The following is a 15,608-nucleotide window of genomic DNA, read 5'->3' as shown; positions in this document are numbered from 1 at the left end:
CCGCCGACGATGGACCGTCGGCACGTCAGCCCTGGCCCTGATCGCATCGAGTCTCGTGAGTCTTGCGACGTTCGCGGCCGTCGAGACCGCCGCTCCCACCGCCGCCGCCGCGGCACCGCCGCCCGCCAGCGACTTCGAGAAGGTCAAGCTCGACGGCGGGCTCACCATGGGTGAGCCGATCGAGCTGGCCGTCCTGCCGGACGGCAAGGTCCTGTACATCAACCGGGGCACCACCGCCGGCGGCGGTCAGGTCCGGCTGTACAGCCCCACGACCCAGGCCACGACCGTGGCGCTCACGCTCCAGTTGGACGCGCGCTTCGAGGACGGCCTGATCGGCATCACGCTGCACCCGCAGTTCGCCACCAACCGCTGGGTCTTCATCTTCTACTCCCCGAAGGTGACCCCGCTGGTCAACCGGATCTCCCGGTTCACGTTCAACACCGCCACCAACGTCCTCGACCCCGCCAGCGAGGACATGATCATCGAGTGGCCCACCGAGCGGAACCTGTGCTGCCACTCGGCCGGCTCGATGACCTGGGACAGCAACAACAACCTGTACTTCGCGGTCGGTGACAACACCAACTCCGGCGGCGACTCGGCCGGCATGGCGCCGATCGACGAGCGGACCACCCGCGACCCGCAGTACGACGCCCAGCGCACCGCGGGCAACACCAACGACCTGCGCGGGAAGATCAACCGGATCCACCCGGAGAGCAACGGCACCTACACGATCCCGGCCGGGAACCTGTTCGCGCAGACGGCGCAGACCCGCGGCGAGATCTACACGATGGGCAACCGCAACCCGTACCGGATCTGGGTCGACACGAAGGCGAACAACACCCTCTACTGGGGCGAGGTCGGCCCCGACGCGGGTGCCACGGTCGCCAACCGGGGGCCGGCGGCGTTCGACGAGTTCAACCGGGCGACCGGGCCGGGCAACTACGGCTGGCCCTACTGCGGCGGGCCGAACGTGGCCTACAACGACTGGGACTTCGCGGCCAACGCGCCCCGCGGCTGGTTCCCGTGCGGCGGCAGCACCGGGCCGGTCAACAACTCGCCCCGCAACACCGGCCTGCAGCAGCTCCCGCCGACCAAACCGGCGCTGGTCTGGGAGCAGCACGGCGGCAGCGTGCAGTGGCCGCAGCTGGACAGCCCGGGCGGCTGCGGATCACCGAACCACACCGAGGTGTACCACTACGACCCCAACCTCAACTCGGCGGTGAAGTGGCCGCAGTACTACGACAACAAGTGGATCATCTCGGAGTACTGCCGCAACTGGGTCAAGGCCGTCAACTTCGACAACGGCAACCCGGCCACCGGCAACCCGGTCGCGGGCCAGGTCGAGCCGGTGCTGGCCGGGTCGCCGTTCGTGCACCCGATCGACTGGCAGTTCGGCCCCGACGGCTCGATGTACATGCTGGAGTACGGCAGCGGCTACTTCTCCGGCGCCGCCGACGCCGGCCTGTACAAGATCAATTATGTGCAGGGCGGGCGCTCGCCGATCGCCAAGGCCACCGTGAACAAGGACAACGGCCTCGCGCCGCTCGCGGTGACCTTCTCCAGCGCGGGCTCCAGCGATCCCGACGGCGACGCGATCACCTACGCCTGGGACTTCGACAACAACGGCACCACGGATTCGACGGCGGCGAACCCGGCGTACACGTACACCACCAACGGGGCCAAACAGGCCCGGCTGACGGTGCGCGACCCGGCCGGACACACCGGGACGACGCTGGTGCCGATCACCGTCGGCAACAACCGTCCTTCCGTCACGATTTCCGGTGTACCGGCGGGCGGCATGTTCGACTGGAACGACAACTTCACCGTCACCGCCTCGGCCACCGACCCGCAGGACGGCCCGATCGACTGCTCGAAGATCGTGATCGCGGTCGCCCTCGGACACCAGGAGCACGCCCACGACGAGGGCGCCGGCACCGGCTGCTCGGCCACCTTCAACACCGGACCGGTGCACGCCGGACCCGACTCGGTGCTGTTCTTCGTCGTGCGCGCCACCTACACCGACAACGGTGCGACGGGCTCGGTGCCGCTGACCGGCTCCTCGGAGTTCACGCTGTGGCCCAAGTACTGGCAGGCCGAGCACTACGTGTCGCTGTCCGGCCCGCAGGTCATCACGGCGGCCGCGGCCGACGGCGGCAAGCGGCTCGGCGACATCCAGTCCGGTGAGAGCGTCCGGCACCACGCGGTCTCGCTGAAGAACATCACGGGCGTCAAGGCGCGGGTCACCTCCGGCGGTGGCGGCGGCACGGTCTCGTTCCGCTACGACTCACCGACCGGCACCGAGGTCGCCCGGCTGACCGTGCCGAACACGGGCGGCTGGGAGACCTACGCCGAGGTCAGCGGCCCGGTGACGAAGCCCGACGACGGCACGCACGACCTGTACATCGTGTTCACCGGCGGCTCCGGGGCGATCCTCGACCTGGACAGTTACACGTTCACCGGCCCCGGCATCGGCACCCCCGGCGCCCGGACCGGCCCGCTGACGGCGCTCGGCAAGTGCGCCGACATCAACGCGAGCCAGACCGCCGACGGCACCAAGGTGCAGATCTACGACTGCAACGGCACCGGCGCCCAGCAGTGGACGGTCAACGCCAACGGCACCCTCACCGGCCTGGCCGGCAAGTGCCTCGACGTGAAGGCCAGCGGGACGACGAACGGGACGCTGGTGCAGCTGTACACCTGCAACGGCACCGCCGCCCAGCAGTGGGTGATCGGCGCGAACAACTCGATCCGCAACCCCCAGGCCAACAAGTGCCTGGACATCCCCGGTTCGACCACCACCAACGGCACCCAGTTGCAGATCTACGACTGCAACGGCACGGGCGCCCAGACCTGGACGCACCCGTAACTACGCCAGAGGGAGGGTGACGCGGAAGGCGGCACCCTCCCCGGGCGCAGTGCGCAGCGTTACCTTGCCGCCGTGCGCGGCCACCAGGGCACTCACGATCGACAGGCCCAGGCCGGATCCGCCGAGCGCGCGGGTCCGGCTCGGGTCGGTGCGGTAGAAGCGTTCGAACACCCGCTCCGCGTCCTCGGCGGTCATGCCCGGGCCGTTGTCGGACACCTCCAGGACCGCGTCGCGGCCCTCGGTACCGACGAAAACGGTGACCTCGGTGCCGGCCGGAGTGTGCGTCATGGCGTTGGTGATCAGGTTCTGCAGCACCTGCCGCAGCCGGGCCTCGTCGCCGAGCACGATGGCCGGCTCGACGTCGTCGTCTTCCCCGCCCTGGGTACGCAGGCGCACCTTGTGCCCGTGCCCGGTGACCCGGGCGTCGATCATCGCGTCCGTGGCGAGCGCGAGCAGGTCGACCGGCTTCTTCTCGAGGGGCCGATGCTGATCCATGCGGGCCAGCAGCAGCAGGTCGTCGACGAGCAGGCCCATGCGGGTGGCGTGGTGCTCGATCCGCCCGACGTTGTCGTCGGCGCGCCCCGACTGGCGGTGCAGCTCGGCGAATCCCCGGATGGACGTGAGCGGGGTGCGCAGCTCGTGGCTGGCGTCGGCGACGAAGCGCCGCATCCGCTCCTCGGACGCGAGCGCCGCCTCCTCCGACGCCCGGCGCTCCTCGAACGCCGTCTCGATCTGCCCGAGCATCGTGTTCAACGCGGTCGACAGGCCACCGACCTCGGTGCGCGGGTCCGCCTCCGGCACGCGTCGCGTCAGGTCCCCGGCCGCGATCGCCTCCGCGGTCTGCTCGACCTCCACCAGGGGTCGCAGGCTGGACCGCACGAGCAGGTACGCGACGACCGCGAGGACCAGCAGCACCCCGCCGCCGACGCCGACGGTGACCCAGAGCTGCCGGCTGACGGTCTCGTCGACCTCGTCCTCGCTCAGGCCGACCACGACCCAGCCGCGGAAGGAGGGCGCCCCGGGAGGGCCACCGCCACCGCCGGCCGGCTTCACCAGGATCCGCCAGTCGTGGCCCACGCCGCCCTTCGGCGGGACGGTCAACAGGGTCGCGCTCTGCGGCGCGCGATCGGCCCTGGCGACCAGGCCCAGGACGGTGGCCGCGGGCAGGTCCGGCTCGCCCTGACTGGTGTTGCTCGCGCTCGGGGTGAGGCCGAGGGCGACGATCGGACCGGTGGTCGAGGTTGCGCAGCCGACCCAATACGCGCTGCGCAGGGCCGGCCCGACGCGGTCGATGATCTGGCCGTGGCTGCAGTCCTGCTCCGCGGAGCGGGTGCTGTTCTGCAGCTGTTCGTCGACCCGCTGGCTGGCGAAGGAGCGGGTGCTGTAGAGGCTGACGCCGCCGGTCACGACCAGTGCGGAAGTCAGCAGCACCAGCATCAGTGCGACCAGCTTGACCCGCAGCGGCAAGGCCTTCATGTCCGCGGCAGCCGCAGCGAATAGCCGACCCCGCGCAGCGTCTGCAGTAGCCGCGGGTCGGAGGTGTCGATCTTCTTGCGCAGGTAGGACACGTAGGACTCGACGACGCCGGCGTCGCCGCCGAAGTCGTACTGCCACACGTGGTCCAGGATCTGCGCCTTGGACAGCACCCGGCCGGGGTTGGTCATGAAGTACCGCAGCAGCTTGAACTCCGTCGGCGACAGCTGGACCTCCTGGCCCGCCTTGAACACCTCGTGGGTGTCCTCGTCGAGCTCGATGTCGGCGAAGGTGAGCCGCGACGACGAAGCCGCGGCGCCGCCGGCGGGGTCGGCGACCCGGCGCAGCACCGCCTGGATCCGGGCGAGGATCTCCGACAGGCTGAACGGCTTGGTGACGTAGTCGTCGCCGCCGAGGGTCAAGCCCTTGATCTTGTCCTCGGTGGCGTCGCGGGCGGTGAGGAACAGCACCGGCACGCGGGTGCCCTCACCGCGCAGCTTGCGCAGCACCTCGAAGCCGTCCAGCTCGGGCATCATGACGTCGAGCAGGATCATGTCGGGCCGGAAGCGGCGGGCCTCCTCCATCGCCTGGCGGCCGCTCGTGGCGCTGGCCACGTCGTAGCCGTGATACTTCAGGCTCGCGGACAGCAGCTCGACGATGTCCGGCTCGTCGTCGACCACAAGCAGCCGCGTCATGATGTGCTCCCAGTTCCGTCAAAATTCCTTGGCAGTTTCTAGCTCCCCGGGGCTTGCGCCCCGCGGTTCCGTGGGGGGCTGCGCCACCCCACACCCCCCATGCGACGCTGCGCGCCGCACTCTTGCTAACTCGAGCCTGCCGCCGCTTGCTGACCACTGGATGCGGTTTCCCTGAAAACCAGCTGTGAACGCGCTGCACCGGCGCCAAGGAGCATCGCCAGCAACACCGGAAACTCGAGATACGCGTGATATGAGGCAAATGCGCTGTACATTGCCCGCCCGGATGCGTAGTCGACGGCGAACAGCAGGGCGAGCGCGGCGCCGAGCCCGGCTCCGAGGGCCCACGCCCGTGGCCCGCGCAGCCAGGGCACCCGCCGCTCGAAGGCCCGGGCCGCGGAAGGGGCGTGGCGCGGGAGGAACCAGACCCAGACGAAGTAGTGCATGGTCTGCAGGAACGCGAACACGACCAGGAACCGGGCGCCGATCAGCGCGTCGGACCCGGGCGGCGCACTCAACGCGATGATCTTCGCTGGGTCGCCGGCGAAGGCTGCCACCGTCGAGGCGGAGACGTTGGACAGCGCTCCGTCGAAGGCGCCGAGGAGGATGGCAAAAGGCAGCACGAGCACCCAGCCGACCTGGGCGGTCCGGAACCAGCGGCGCGTCACGACAGGCAGCGCGGCGGCCCACTCCCACAGGAAGAACAGCGGCACCACGTTGTGCAGGTGCGCCAGGACCACGAAGTGATATCCGGGCCAGGACAGCGAGACCGCCCCCGCGACAACGAGGACGGCGCCGGCGATCGCGAGCAGCCAGCCCCGCAGTGCGTGGGCGCACCCGGCGGCGAGGACCGCGTAGCCGACGAGGATCTCCGCGTACCGGGCGGGCTGCCCGACGACCAGCGCCGCGAGACGGCACAGCACGATCGCGCTGATCAGCCCGAACAGCACGACCAGGAAGCGCCCGTTGAGCACCGGCGCGAACCGGCCGGTGACGTACCGCAGCTCCAGGACGTTGTGCAGCACCCCGAACGCGATCAGCCCCAGCACGGTCGTGGCGAGCGGCGCGCCGAGCGCGACGGCGAGCGCCGCGGCGGCCGCGAGCAGGAACGGCAGCGTTACCTTCATCGGATGATCCGGGCGCTGCTGCTGACCCTCGCCGTGGAGGTGCCGCTGTACGTGCTGGCGCTGACGGCGTTGCGTTTCGCAACAGCCGGACGCGCCCTGTTGCTGGGCGTGGCGGTCAACCTGCTGACGCATCCGCTGCTGTGGTGGTCGCTCGCCCCCAGCCCATCAGCCGGCGCGCTCTGGACCGCGGAAGCGGCGGTCGTGGTCGCGGAGGCGGGGGTGCTGTGGCTGGCCACCCGCCGCGACCCGGCGCTGCTGCTGGTGGCGAGTCTCGGCGCGAACGCCGCGTCGCTGCTCATCGGATTGGTGACCTAGGGCCGGGCCCGGCGGCGGAGCCAGACGGCGAGCAGGACGACGGCGGCGATCACCACGACAACGCCGAGCACGATCACGACGATCACTCCGGCCGAGGCCGGATCCGGGTCCGGTGCGATGTCCGCAAGCACGATTTTCATGCCGCAGTTTCCCGCACCGCGCCGAACCCGGGGAACTGGCTGTTACTCCCGAATCTCGTCGGCCGGTGGGATGTCGCTCGGCGGGGGCGGCTCGGCGGGGCGCCACCACTGCCAGAGCAGGAACAGCAGCCCGAGGGCCAGCATGCCGAGGCCGATCCAGAGGTTGATCCGGACCCCCGCGGCCTTGTCGATCTCCGCCTGCGAGTCGAAGATGCCGAGGATCGTCACGATCACGCCGTACACGGTGAAGAGCCCACCGATCACGCGGCGCACGTCGAACAGCCGGGCCGCCCTGGCGGTCTCCGCTTCCGTCGTCTGGTCAGACATGTGCAGACACCCTCTCCACTACAGGAACGGCAGGTAGAACGCGACGGCCAGGACCAGCGCGCCGACGCCCAACAGGATCGGCGAGCGGTACCAGGCCTGGTCACCGGCGATCGCGCCGGCGCTCAGGTCGTGGCGGCCGATGCCGTAGACGAGGCCGCTGAGCTCCTCGTCGGTCTTGCGGGTGGTGAACAGGGTGACGACGACGGAGACGATCGCGACCGTCACGAACGCGATCCCGGCGCCCCAGAACGACTCGTCCAGGTCGGAGCCGAAGTTGAACAGCCCCCACCACTTGTAGCCGGCGTAGGTGATGAACGCGGCGAGCGTGCCGCACAGCAGACCCCAGAAGCCCGCCCAGGCGGTCATCCGCTTCCAGAACATGCCGATGATGAACGCCGCGAACAGCGGGGCGTTGAACAGCGAGAACAGCGCCTGGATGTAGTCCATGATGTTGCTGTATCCGGAGGCGATGAACGCGGTGCCGATGCCGATCACGACGCCGACGACGGTGATCCAGCGGCCGATGCGCAGGTAGTAGCCGTCGGGTTTGTCCTTCTTGATGTACTCCTGCCAGATGTCATACGTGAAGACGGTGTTGAACCCGGACACGTTGGCCGCCATGCCGGCCATGAACGACGCGAGCAGACCGGTTACGGCGATGCCGAGCACCCCGTTGGGCAGGAAGTCGCGCATGAGCAGCGGGATGGCGTTGTTGTACTGCAGGTCGCCCTTGTCGGCGCCGAGCCCCTTGACCGTGACGAGCGCGACCAGGCCGGGGATGACGGTGACGAACGGGATGACCAGCTTCGGGTAGGCCGCGATGATCGGCGTGCGGCGGGCGGCGCTCATGTTGCGGGCCGACAGACCACGCTGGACCTCGGCGAAGTTCGTCGTCCAGTAGCCGAAGGACAGCACGAACCCGAGGCCGAACACGATGCCCCACCACGGCGCGCCGAGCGGGTTGTCGCTGCCGCCGGTGTCCGCCCAGGTGTGCAGGCCGGCCTCGCCGAGCTTCGTGTTGCGGACCGCGTCGAACAGCCCGTCGATCCCGCCGACCTTCACCAGGCCGATGATCGCGATCGGCAACAGACCGGCGATGATCACGAAGAACTGGAGGACCTCGTTGTAGATCGCGCTGGAGAGACCACCCAGGGTGATGTACGTGAGGACGATGGCCGCGCCGACCACGATCGCGGTCCACAGCGGCCAGCCGAGCAGCGCCTGCATGATCAGCGCGAGGGCATACAGGTTGACGCCGGCGATGAGGACCTGGGCGAGCGCGAACGACAGCGCGTTGAGCAGATGGGCCGGGCGGTTGAAGCGGCGCCGCATGTACTCCGGGACGCTTCTGACCTTGGAGCCGTAGTAGAAGGGCATCATCACGATGCCGAGGAACACCATGGCCGGCACGGCGCCGATCCAGTAGTAGTGGACCGTCATGATGCCGTACTTGGCACCGTTCGCAGCCATGCCCAGGATCTCCAGCGCGCCAAGGTTGGCGGAGATGAAGGCGAGACCGGTCACCCAGGCCGGCAGCGAGCGCCCGGACAGGAAGAAGTCGGCGCTGTTCTTGATGGAGCGGCGGGCGGCGAGACCCACGCCCAGCACGGTGATGAAGTAGAGCGACAGGAGGACGTAGTCCAGCGCGTCCATCTGTAGGCGTAGACCTTCGGCGAGAGTCTCCACCCGTTCCTCCCCTTTGACGACGAGTGAGCGTCATCTCACCTACCCCCGGGTAGGTGACGCTCAAACGCGACTAGGAGGGGAGATGCGTAGCGAGGATCTTCAATAGGTCCTGGGCTCCGTACGGCTTGTCGAGGAAGGCGTCACAGCCCGCGCTCATCGCGGCCGCCCGCTCGTGCGGCAGCACGCTCGCGGTCAGGGCGATGACCTGCGGACGCCCGGGCTGCGCGCTGAGGTCCGCGGCGAGGCTGAGTCCGTTGCCGTCGGGCAGGTTGACGTCCAGCAGGATCACGTCGACGGAGGTCTCCGTGAGCGCGTCGCGGGCCAGTTGCAGGCTGCCCGCCTCGACCAGCTCGATCTCGCGGATCACGTCGTCGGTGGCGCGGGCCAGGATCGCCCGGACCAGCACCCGGTTGAGCTCCTCGTCCTCGACCAGCAGCACTTTGCTCATGTTGTCGCCCCGTTTCCCCGCGCGTCGGACAGTGTGCTGGCCACCGCGGCCAGGTCGACCCACTCGCGGACGCCGTCGGAGGCGGCCGCGCTGCGGGGCATGGTGCCGATGACCTTGCCGGTCAGGCGGACCCGGTCGTCGTCGGACAGGTCGGGCTCGGTCAGTGCCAGGACCGGGATCCCCCGCGTCGCCGGGTCGCCCTCCAGGCCGGCCAGCAGCGCGAACCCGTCGACGTCGGCCATCTGCAGGTCGCAGATGATCAGGTCGAAGCGGCGGTCGCGGGACAGCCGCAGCCCCTCCGGCCCGTCGTCGCAGGTGACGACGTCGATGCCGCCGTCGCGGAGGTGCTGCTCGACCACGTGCCGGGTCTGGTCGTCGCGGTCGACGACGAGCACCGAGGCGGCCTCGCCCCCGCTCGCCGGCACGACGTGCCGGGCGAGCTGCGCCAGCAGCAGGTCGTGGTCGACCGGCTTGACGAAGAAGTCGGTGGCGCCGAGCGACATGCCGACCTTCCGGTCGTCGATGATCGTGGCGAAGAAGACCGGGATCCCGCGCAGCGACTCCTCGTGCTTCAGCTCCCGGATCACGTCCCAGCCGTCGAGGCCCGGCATGACGACGTCGAGCAGGATCGCGTCGGGCACCCACGCCCGCGCGGCCCGCAGGCCCTCCTCCCCGCCTGGTGCGACGCGCACCCGGTAACCGGCCGCGGCGAGGTAGGTCATCAGCAGCTCGGCGGCGCGGGCGTCGTCGTCGATGATCAGCACCCGGCCGCGGGCGGTGCCGGACGGCTCCGCGACCGGCGTCGCGGCGGGCGCGGTGGCGGGCATCTCGGCGGTCGCGTCCGGCAGCCGGACGGTGAACCGGCTGCCCTCGCCGAGCGCGGACTGCAGCACGATCGAGCCGCCGTGCGCCTCGACCAGCCGGCGGGTCAGCGCGAGTCCCAACCCGGTGCCGGCCTGCCGCTGGGCGGCGCTGCCGACCTGCTGGAACTCCTCGAACACCCGGACGTGGTTCTCCGCGGCGATGCCGACGCCGCTGTCGGCGACGGTCAAAGCCACCTCATCGACCTCCTGGGCGGCGCTCAGCGCGATCCGGCCACCCTCGGGGGTGAACTTGATCGCGTTGGACAGCAGGTTGTCCAGGATCTGCCGGAAGCGCAGCGGGTCGGCGCGGACCGCGACCTGCGGCACGTCGATCTGCACCTCCAGCCGCTTGCGGTCGGTGAGCGGGCGCAGCCCGGTGATCACCTCGTTGACCGCGACGTCGAGGGCGAGCGGCTCCGGGTTGAGCTCCAGCCGCCCCGCCTCGACCTTGGCCAGGTCGAGGATGTCGTTGATCAGGCCGAGCAGGTGCCGGCCGCTGTTGTGGATGTGGTCGACCCAGTCGGCCGGCACGGTGCGCCGGTCGCCGTCGGGGTGCTCGGCGCGCATCAGGTCGCTGAACCCGATGATCGCGTTCAGCGGGGTCCGCAGCTCGTGGCTCATCCCCGCGAGGAAGTCGCTCTTGGCCTGGCTGGCGTGGGTGAGTGCCTCGACGGACGCGGCCAGCTGCTCGGTCAGGTGGCGCTGCTCGGCGAGGATTGTGCTGCGCTCCGCGAGCGCCTGCGCCTGGCCGCCGAGCACGGCCGTGAGGCGCAGGTCATCGGCGGTGAACATGGCCCGGTAGCGGTCCAGCAGCAGCACGGCGCCGCCCTCCTGCGAGGACAGGGGCAGCTCCAGCGCGGTGACGAGGCGGGCGCCGGTGGTCTGCGCGAAATACGCCGCGAGCGCGGGCACGGGCCTGCGGTTCGAGCCGGCCGAGACCGGTTGCCGGGCGGCGAGCAGCAGCTCGAGGTCCTTGCCGGTCAGCTCCGGCATCGGGTCGTGCGGCAGGCTCGCGCCGGACCGGCAGACGGCGGCGACCTGCTCGAGGCGGCCGCCGGGCGCCGTGCGGACCAGCACGACCGCGTCGGTGCCGGTCGTCTCGTGCACCACCTGGACGAACCGGCGCCACACCTGGCCGGTGCTGACGGCCGCCGGCAGCCGCTGGAGGTCCTCGGTCGCCTCGTACCAGACGGTGGCCGACATCATCCGGCGCAGCCAGGCCGGCGGCATGAACGCGATGAGGTAGCCGACCGCGGACACCAGCGCGACGCCCCGCCCGATGGGCGCGACCCAGGTCCTGGTGCTCGGCGACAGCGCGGCGCCGGTGTACAGCAGCAACATCATCAGCACGAAGGCGTAGGTGGCGACCGCGGCGAGGCGCAGCCTGGCCCTGGCCGCACCGGAGCGGCGCTGCGCGCCGAGCAGCAGGAAGGTGCCGGCGATCCCCTCGGTCACGGCGAACGTGCCGGAGGCCAGCAGCAGATACGCGACGTTGAGCGGGCGAGGCGCGGCCGCGACGGCCACGATGCTCGCCACCAGTGAGAGCAGCAGGGTGCGGTCCAGCCAGGTCGGCACGTGCCGCAACCGGGCGGTGAGCCGCAGCGTCAGGTACGGCTGCAGCATGAGCAGCGCGGTCGCGGTCGCGCCCACGACCGACGGCAGCGGCCGCTCGACGACCTCGCGGGCCACCGCGGTGACGCACACCGCCACCGGCGGCAGGAAGATCAGCGTGATGCTTCGTTGGACCGGGTCCCTGGTGGCGAGAAATCCGCCGAGCGCACGCAGGAACACGGCTACTACCAGCAGTGTTGTGACTAGAGTTATCATCCGACTACGCCCCGTAACAGTAGACGGGACTCACTCTAGCCAGGGGGACGGATGGGCGAGCAGGAACCGGCCGACGAGCTCGCCCTACTACGGGCCGAGATCGCCGACGGCACCCATGACCTTTCCAACGCTCTGGGCGCAATCCTCAACTATGTGGCGTTCCTGTCGGAGGACCTCGGCGACAACCCTGCCGCCGCGGACTACCTGCCGCACCTGCAGAGCGCCGCCAACCGGGCGCTCGGCGTCGTCGAACGGCTCAGCGCTAGCGGCGCTCGCTGAGGCTCTTGCACCGCACGCACGACGTGACCGACGGGAACGCGGTGAGCCGAGCGACCGGGATGTCCTCGGCGCAGCGCTCGCACCGGCCGTAGGTGCCCTCGTCGAGCCGCTCCATCGCCCGCTCCACCTGCTCCATCCTGCTCCGGATGGACTGCGCGAGCGCGAACTCCTGATCCCGGCTGAACGCCTTGGTGCCCAGGTCGGCGACGTCGTCACCGGCGTCGACCACGCCCGCGAGGGTCATCTCGGCGACCGCGTCGGCATACTCGGCGGCGAGCTCCCGATGACGCGCACCCAGCGCGGAACGAAGATCCGAGGAGCGCTGCGCGCCACCGGCAACCGTCATTTCTGGCTGGACGAGCATCCTGGGCCCCCTGTACTGGCGCGGAATCGCGTTCGACTGGAATCCGGTGTGCCCACCACGGACCGCCCGCAAACCTGACTCATCCCCGACTCTGGGCACGGCGTCACTGTTCAACTCCGGCACGAACGGGCACGATGAGCAATGTGGTCACCGAGCCAGATAGCGCAGAGGTCACCGTCGAGGTGCCAGTAGGCGCCGCCCAGCAGGCCCGCGGGGTCATCACCCGCACGCTGGCCGTCTGGGGGCTCACCCACCTCACCAAGGCCGCGGTGATGGTCGGCCACGAGCTCGTCGCCAACGCGCTGCGGCACGGCATGCCGCCGGCGGCACTGCGCCTGCGCCGCCGGGAAGGCGCGGTGCTCATCGAGGTCGGCGACGCCAGCCCGGCGCTGCCGCGGATCACCGACATCGACAACGAGACCAGCACCTCGGGCCGGGGCATGTTCATCGTGTCGCGACTGGCCCGCTCCTGGGGCGTCCGCCCGCTCCCGACCGGCAAGGTCGTCTGGGCCGAGCTGGTATAGCGGCCGGTTGGCTCAGGCCGCCTGCTTCTCGTTGCGGATCGGCAGGATCTGGTCGAGACCGGTGATCGCCAGCGTCATCGACACGTCATCGTTAGGGTTGGCGACGGTCAGGGTCGCGCCCGCGTCCCGGATCCGGCGCCAGCAGCCGACCAGCGTGCCCAGGCCGCTCGAGTCGATGAACTCCAGCGCGGTCAGGTCGATCACCAGCTCCGTCATCCCCGCGTCCAGCTGTTTGACCACCTCGGTGAGCAGCTTCGGCGCGGTGTCAAGATCGAGGTCACCCACTGCCTCGAGGCGCACCAGCCCGCCGGCGCGGTGCACAGCCAGCTCCCATACCGTCCCGTCGTTGACCACGTTGTGCCATGTCCCTTCGCGAACTGAGCTGCGGATCGGCTACTGATCGCTGGTCAACAGTGTGTGGTACCCATTGGACGGACTTCAAACGCTCACACCGTTTGACCCGGTTCTGCCGGCAGCACCAGAGGAGCTCGACGAAGATGATCGCGGTGACAGGATCGTCCGGCCAGGTCGGCGGCAGGGTGGCCGCGGCGCTGCCGGAGGCACGGCGGCTGACGCGCAAGGACGCGGCATACCGCGACACGCCACGGATGCGGCAGGCGCTCGACGGGGTCGGGACCCTGTTCCTGGTGTCCGGGCGGGAGTCGGCCGACCGGCTCGCCGAGCACCGCAGCGCGGTCGACGCCGCGGTCGGGGCGGGGGTGCAGCGGATCGTGTACCTGTCCTTCACCGGCGCGGCACCGGACTGCACCTTCACGTTCGGCCGCGACCACTGGTACACCGAGCAGTACATCCGGGAGACCGGGCTCGGCTGGACGTTCCTGCGCGACAACCTGTATCAGGAGATGCTGCCGATGCTGGCCGGCCCCGACGGGGTGATCCGCGGCCCGGCGGGCGACGGCCGGGTGGCCGCGGTCAGCTACGACGACATCGCCGCGTGCGCGGTCGTGGCGCTCACCGGCGCCGGCCACGACGGGCGGACCTACGACCTGACCGGCCCCGAGGCGCTGAGCCTGCACGAGGTCGCGGCCCGGCTCGGGATCCGTTACGTGCCGGAGACCGTCGAGGAGGCGTACGCATCCCGGGCCCACTACAACGCGCCGGCGTTCGAGGTGGCCGGCTGGGTCTCCTCCTACGAGGCGATCGCCGCCGGCGAACTGGCCGCGGTGAGCGACGACGTCGAACGCCTGACCGGGCGGCCGGCGAAGCCGTTCAGTCCCAGGTGAGCAGCTGGTCGACCGGCGCGTAGTCGTCGGTGAGCACTCTCGCCCCGCCGGTGAAGGCGCGCAGGTCCGCACCCGTCAACGAGTCCGCGGCGGGCCGCAGCGGCGACGTCGAGGCGAACACGACGAAGTTGCTGCCGGACTCCCCGCGCAGCGCGGGCAGCGGGGCCACCAGGGCCACGTGAGGGAAGACCGCGGCGATGGTGGCGACCTCGGCGCGGATGAACCGCCGGGCCGGGCCGTCGATGACGTTGAGCGCGTAGACGCCGCCCGGGCGCAGGACCCGGCGGACGTCGGTGACCAGCTCGCGGGTCGTCAGGTGCCACGGGACCGCCAGGTGACCGAAGGCGTCGCCGATGATCACGTCTCTGGACGCGGACGGCTGGCGGCGCAGGTTGGCGCGCGCGTCGCCGGTCTCGACCCGCAGCAGCGGGCCGGTCCGCAGGCCGAGGCGGCGCCGGTCGAGGGCGACGAGCGCCGGGTCGAGCTCCAGGACGAGGTTGTCGCTGCCGGGGCGGGTCGCGGCGACGTACCGCGGGAGGGTGAACCCGCCGCCGCCGAGGTGCAGCACCGCGAGCGGCCCGGCCGGCAGACTGTCCACATAGGACCCGATCCACTGGGTGTAGGCGTATTCCAGGTGCTCCGGGTTGTCGAGATCCACATAGGAGTGCTGGGCACCGTTGAGGAAGAGGGTGCGCCCGGAGCCGTCGACGCCGACCGCGGCGCAGGTGTAGGCGGTCTCCACGTCGCACGGGTTGGGCGCGACGATCCCGATCGGCACGCCGACGGCGACGAACACGAGAGCCGTCGTCACGGTGCCGGGGCGCCGCCAGTACCCCCCGAATCCGAACCCGGCAAGCGCCAGGATGCCGGCCAGGCAATAGAGAATCACGCTGGTCGGCACGGTGGCGACCAGCACGAACCCGGTCGCGAACGTGGCGGTGATCGCGCCGAGGGTGCCGACGCTGGACAGCCGGCCGACGACCCGGCCGGTGTGCGCGAGGTCGGCGAGCTGGAGCTTGACGACCAGCGGGGTGACCGCGGACAGCAGCGCGGCCGGCACGAAGAGGGTCATCGCCGCCAGGAGCAGCACGCTGGTGGCCTCGGTGCCGCGCAGCCACTCGCCGGCGACCCGGATGATCGGCAGGGTGGCCGCGGTCGCGGCGGCGCCGAGCAGCAGCAGCGGCGACAGCAGGCGGCGCTGGTCGATGCGGCGGTCGGCGAGCCAGCCGCCGGTCCAGGCGCCGTAGGCGATCGCGGCGAGGGCGATGCCGATGATGGCGGTGCTGCTGGACAGCGTCACGCCGACGTACGGGCCGACGAGCCGCAGCCCGACGATCTCCAGGACGAGCACGGCCCCGCTGGTCAGGAAGACGAGTGCGGCGGCGATGCGGTTATTGAGGGGTGTCGCGGCAGTCACCGCTCTAGCATGGGGC

16 protein-coding genes are annotated in these 15,608 nt (G+C 70.6%); 5 read left to right on the top strand and 11 right to left on the bottom strand.

Features of this window, described 5'->3' with window-relative positions; translation table 11 throughout:
* Nucleotides 1-55 precede the first annotated feature (55 nt).
* Nucleotides 56-2,866, top strand: a complete 2,811-nt coding sequence (locus AB0K00_RS03410) for a PQQ-dependent sugar dehydrogenase (protein ID WP_363514483.1) — start codon at nucleotides 56-58, stop codon at nucleotides 2,864-2,866.
* On the opposite strand, the gene AB0K00_RS03405 is transcribed toward AB0K00_RS03410, so the two are convergent.
* The 3 genes from AB0K00_RS03405 to AB0K00_RS03395 form a co-directional block, all read right to left on the bottom strand.
* Complete coding sequence (locus AB0K00_RS03405; protein ID WP_363514480.1) at nucleotides 2,867-4,342, bottom strand: ATP-binding protein; 1,476 nt, start codon at nucleotides 4,340-4,342, stop codon at nucleotides 2,867-2,869.
* On the bottom strand, nucleotides 4,339-5,034 hold the full coding sequence (locus AB0K00_RS03400; protein ID WP_363514477.1) for a response regulator transcription factor: 696 nt from the start codon (nucleotides 5,032-5,034) through the stop codon (nucleotides 4,339-4,341). Before AB0K00_RS03400 ends, AB0K00_RS03405 begins: the two co-directional genes overlap by 4 nt.
* Before the next feature lie 125 nt (nucleotides 5,035-5,159).
* Nucleotides 5,160-6,158 carry a hypothetical protein gene (locus AB0K00_RS03395; protein ID WP_363514474.1) on the bottom strand — a complete coding sequence of 333 codons (999 nt, stop codon included), beginning with the start codon at nucleotides 6,156-6,158 and terminating at the stop codon, nucleotides 5,160-5,162.
* A gap of 3 nt (nucleotides 6,159-6,161) precedes the next feature.
* On the opposite strand from AB0K00_RS03395, the gene AB0K00_RS03390 reads away from it, so the two are divergent.
* Entirely contained in the window at nucleotides 6,162-6,473 is a 312-nt protein-coding gene (locus tag AB0K00_RS03390) for a hypothetical protein (protein ID WP_363514471.1), read from the top strand.
* Here AB0K00_RS03390 and AB0K00_RS03385 read toward each other — a convergent pair.
* The 5 genes from AB0K00_RS03385 to AB0K00_RS03365 form a co-directional block, all read right to left on the bottom strand.
* Nucleotides 6,470-6,613, bottom strand: a complete 144-nt coding sequence (locus AB0K00_RS03385; RefSeq protein WP_363514468.1) for a hypothetical protein — start codon at nucleotides 6,611-6,613, stop codon at nucleotides 6,470-6,472. The genes AB0K00_RS03390 and AB0K00_RS03385 overlap by 4 nt on opposite strands.
* Before the next feature lie 42 nt (nucleotides 6,614-6,655).
* On the bottom strand, nucleotides 6,656-6,940 hold the full coding sequence (locus AB0K00_RS03380; protein ID WP_363514465.1) for a hypothetical protein: 285 nt from the start codon (nucleotides 6,938-6,940) through the stop codon (nucleotides 6,656-6,658).
* 18 nt (nucleotides 6,941-6,958) lie between these two features.
* A complete protein-coding gene (locus AB0K00_RS03375; RefSeq protein ID WP_363514462.1) occupies nucleotides 6,959-8,593 on the bottom strand; it encodes a sodium:solute symporter family protein in 1,635 nt (544 codons plus the stop codon).
* A gap of 103 nt (nucleotides 8,594-8,696) precedes the next feature.
* The gene (locus tag AB0K00_RS03370) at nucleotides 8,697-9,074 is read right to left on the bottom strand and encodes a response regulator (protein ID WP_363514459.1); all 378 of its coding nucleotides are present in this window, start codon (nucleotides 9,072-9,074) and stop codon (nucleotides 8,697-8,699) included.
* Nucleotides 9,071-11,728 (bottom strand): response regulator, encoded by a 2,658-nt coding sequence (locus AB0K00_RS03365; RefSeq protein ID WP_363514456.1) that lies wholly within the window; start codon nucleotides 11,726-11,728, stop codon nucleotides 9,071-9,073. Before AB0K00_RS03365 ends, AB0K00_RS03370 begins: the two co-directional genes overlap by 4 nt.
* Nucleotides 11,729-11,815: 87 nt before the next feature.
* On the opposite strand from AB0K00_RS03365, the gene AB0K00_RS03360 reads away from it, so the two are divergent.
* Nucleotides 11,816-12,043 (top strand): hypothetical protein, encoded by a 228-nt coding sequence (locus AB0K00_RS03360; protein WP_363514453.1) that lies wholly within the window; start codon nucleotides 11,816-11,818, stop codon nucleotides 12,041-12,043.
* Here the strand turns inward: AB0K00_RS03360 and AB0K00_RS03355 are convergent.
* Nucleotides 12,027-12,407: a TraR/DksA family transcriptional regulator gene (locus AB0K00_RS03355; protein ID WP_363514450.1), complete on the bottom strand. Its 381-nt coding sequence runs from the start codon at nucleotides 12,405-12,407 to the stop codon at nucleotides 12,027-12,029. The two genes, AB0K00_RS03360 and AB0K00_RS03355, sit on opposite strands and share 17 nt — an antisense overlap.
* Nucleotides 12,408-12,541: 134 nt before the next feature.
* Here AB0K00_RS03355 and AB0K00_RS03350 point away from each other — a divergent pair, with 134 nt between their 5' ends.
* Nucleotides 12,542-12,931, top strand: coding sequence for an ATP-binding protein (locus AB0K00_RS03350; protein WP_363514447.1), 390 nt, complete (start codon nucleotides 12,542-12,544; stop codon nucleotides 12,929-12,931).
* 12 nt (nucleotides 12,932-12,943) lie between these two features.
* Here the strand turns inward: AB0K00_RS03350 and AB0K00_RS03345 are convergent, their stop codons facing one another.
* Nucleotides 12,944-13,285 carry an STAS domain-containing protein gene (locus tag AB0K00_RS03345; protein WP_363514444.1) on the bottom strand — a complete coding sequence of 114 codons (342 nt, stop codon included), beginning with the start codon at nucleotides 13,283-13,285 and terminating at the stop codon, nucleotides 12,944-12,946.
* Between the two features lie 143 nt (nucleotides 13,286-13,428).
* On the opposite strand from AB0K00_RS03345, the gene AB0K00_RS03340 reads away from it, so the two are divergent.
* Nucleotides 13,429-14,175, top strand: a complete 747-nt coding sequence (locus AB0K00_RS03340; RefSeq protein ID WP_363514441.1) for an SDR family oxidoreductase — start codon at nucleotides 13,429-13,431, stop codon at nucleotides 14,173-14,175.
* Here AB0K00_RS03340 and AB0K00_RS03335 read toward each other — a convergent pair.
* On the bottom strand, nucleotides 14,162-15,592 hold the full coding sequence (locus tag AB0K00_RS03335; RefSeq protein WP_363514439.1) for a fused MFS/spermidine synthase: 1,431 nt from the start codon (nucleotides 15,590-15,592) through the stop codon (nucleotides 14,162-14,164). The two genes, AB0K00_RS03340 and AB0K00_RS03335, sit on opposite strands and share 14 nt — an antisense overlap.
* Nucleotides 15,593-15,608 lie beyond the last annotated feature (16 nt).

The sequence above is a fragment of the Dactylosporangium sp. NPDC049525 genome, assembly GCF_040676755.1.
In the GTDB taxonomy this organism is placed as follows: domain Bacteria; phylum Actinomycetota; class Actinomycetes; order Mycobacteriales; family Micromonosporaceae; genus Dactylosporangium.
The sequence above is the reverse complement of the archived record's forward strand: the minus strand, read 5'-3'. Positions and strand labels throughout refer to the sequence as shown.

Excerpts from the sequence above, each read along its gene's own strand:
- AB0K00_RS03390 (WP_363514471.1), top strand. The coding sequence starts at position 6,162 with ATGATCCGGGCGCTGCTGCTGACCCTCGCCGTGGAGGTGCCGCTGTAC.
- AB0K00_RS03350 (WP_363514447.1), top strand. The coding sequence starts at position 12,542 with ATGAGCAATGTGGTCACCGAGCCAGATAGCGCAGAGGTCACCGTCGAG.
- AB0K00_RS03340 (WP_363514441.1), top strand. The coding sequence starts at position 13,429 with ATGATCGCGGTGACAGGATCGTCCGGCCAGGTCGGCGGCAGGGTGGCC.
- AB0K00_RS03355 (WP_363514450.1), bottom strand. The coding sequence starts at position 12,407 with ATGCTCGTCCAGCCAGAAATGACGGTTGCCGGTGGCGCGCAGCGCTCC.
- AB0K00_RS03370 (WP_363514459.1), bottom strand. The coding sequence starts at position 9,074 with ATGAGCAAAGTGCTGCTGGTCGAGGACGAGGAGCTCAACCGGGTGCTG.
- AB0K00_RS03375 (WP_363514462.1), bottom strand. The coding sequence starts at position 8,593 with ATGGACGCGCTGGACTACGTCCTCCTGTCGCTCTACTTCATCACCGTG.
- AB0K00_RS03380 (WP_363514465.1), bottom strand. The coding sequence starts at position 6,940 with ATGTCTGACCAGACGACGGAAGCGGAGACCGCCAGGGCGGCCCGGCTG.
- AB0K00_RS03360 (WP_363514453.1), top strand. The coding sequence starts at position 11,816 with ATGGGCGAGCAGGAACCGGCCGACGAGCTCGCCCTACTACGGGCCGAG.
- AB0K00_RS03395 (WP_363514474.1), bottom strand. The coding sequence starts at position 6,158 with ATGAAGGTAACGCTGCCGTTCCTGCTCGCGGCCGCCGCGGCGCTCGCC.
- AB0K00_RS03405 (WP_363514480.1), bottom strand. The coding sequence starts at position 4,342 with ATGAAGGCCTTGCCGCTGCGGGTCAAGCTGGTCGCACTGATGCTGGTG.
- AB0K00_RS03400 (WP_363514477.1), bottom strand. The coding sequence starts at position 5,034 with ATGACGCGGCTGCTTGTGGTCGACGACGAGCCGGACATCGTCGAGCTG.
- AB0K00_RS03385 (WP_363514468.1), bottom strand. The coding sequence starts at position 6,613 with ATGAAAATCGTGCTTGCGGACATCGCACCGGACCCGGATCCGGCCTCG.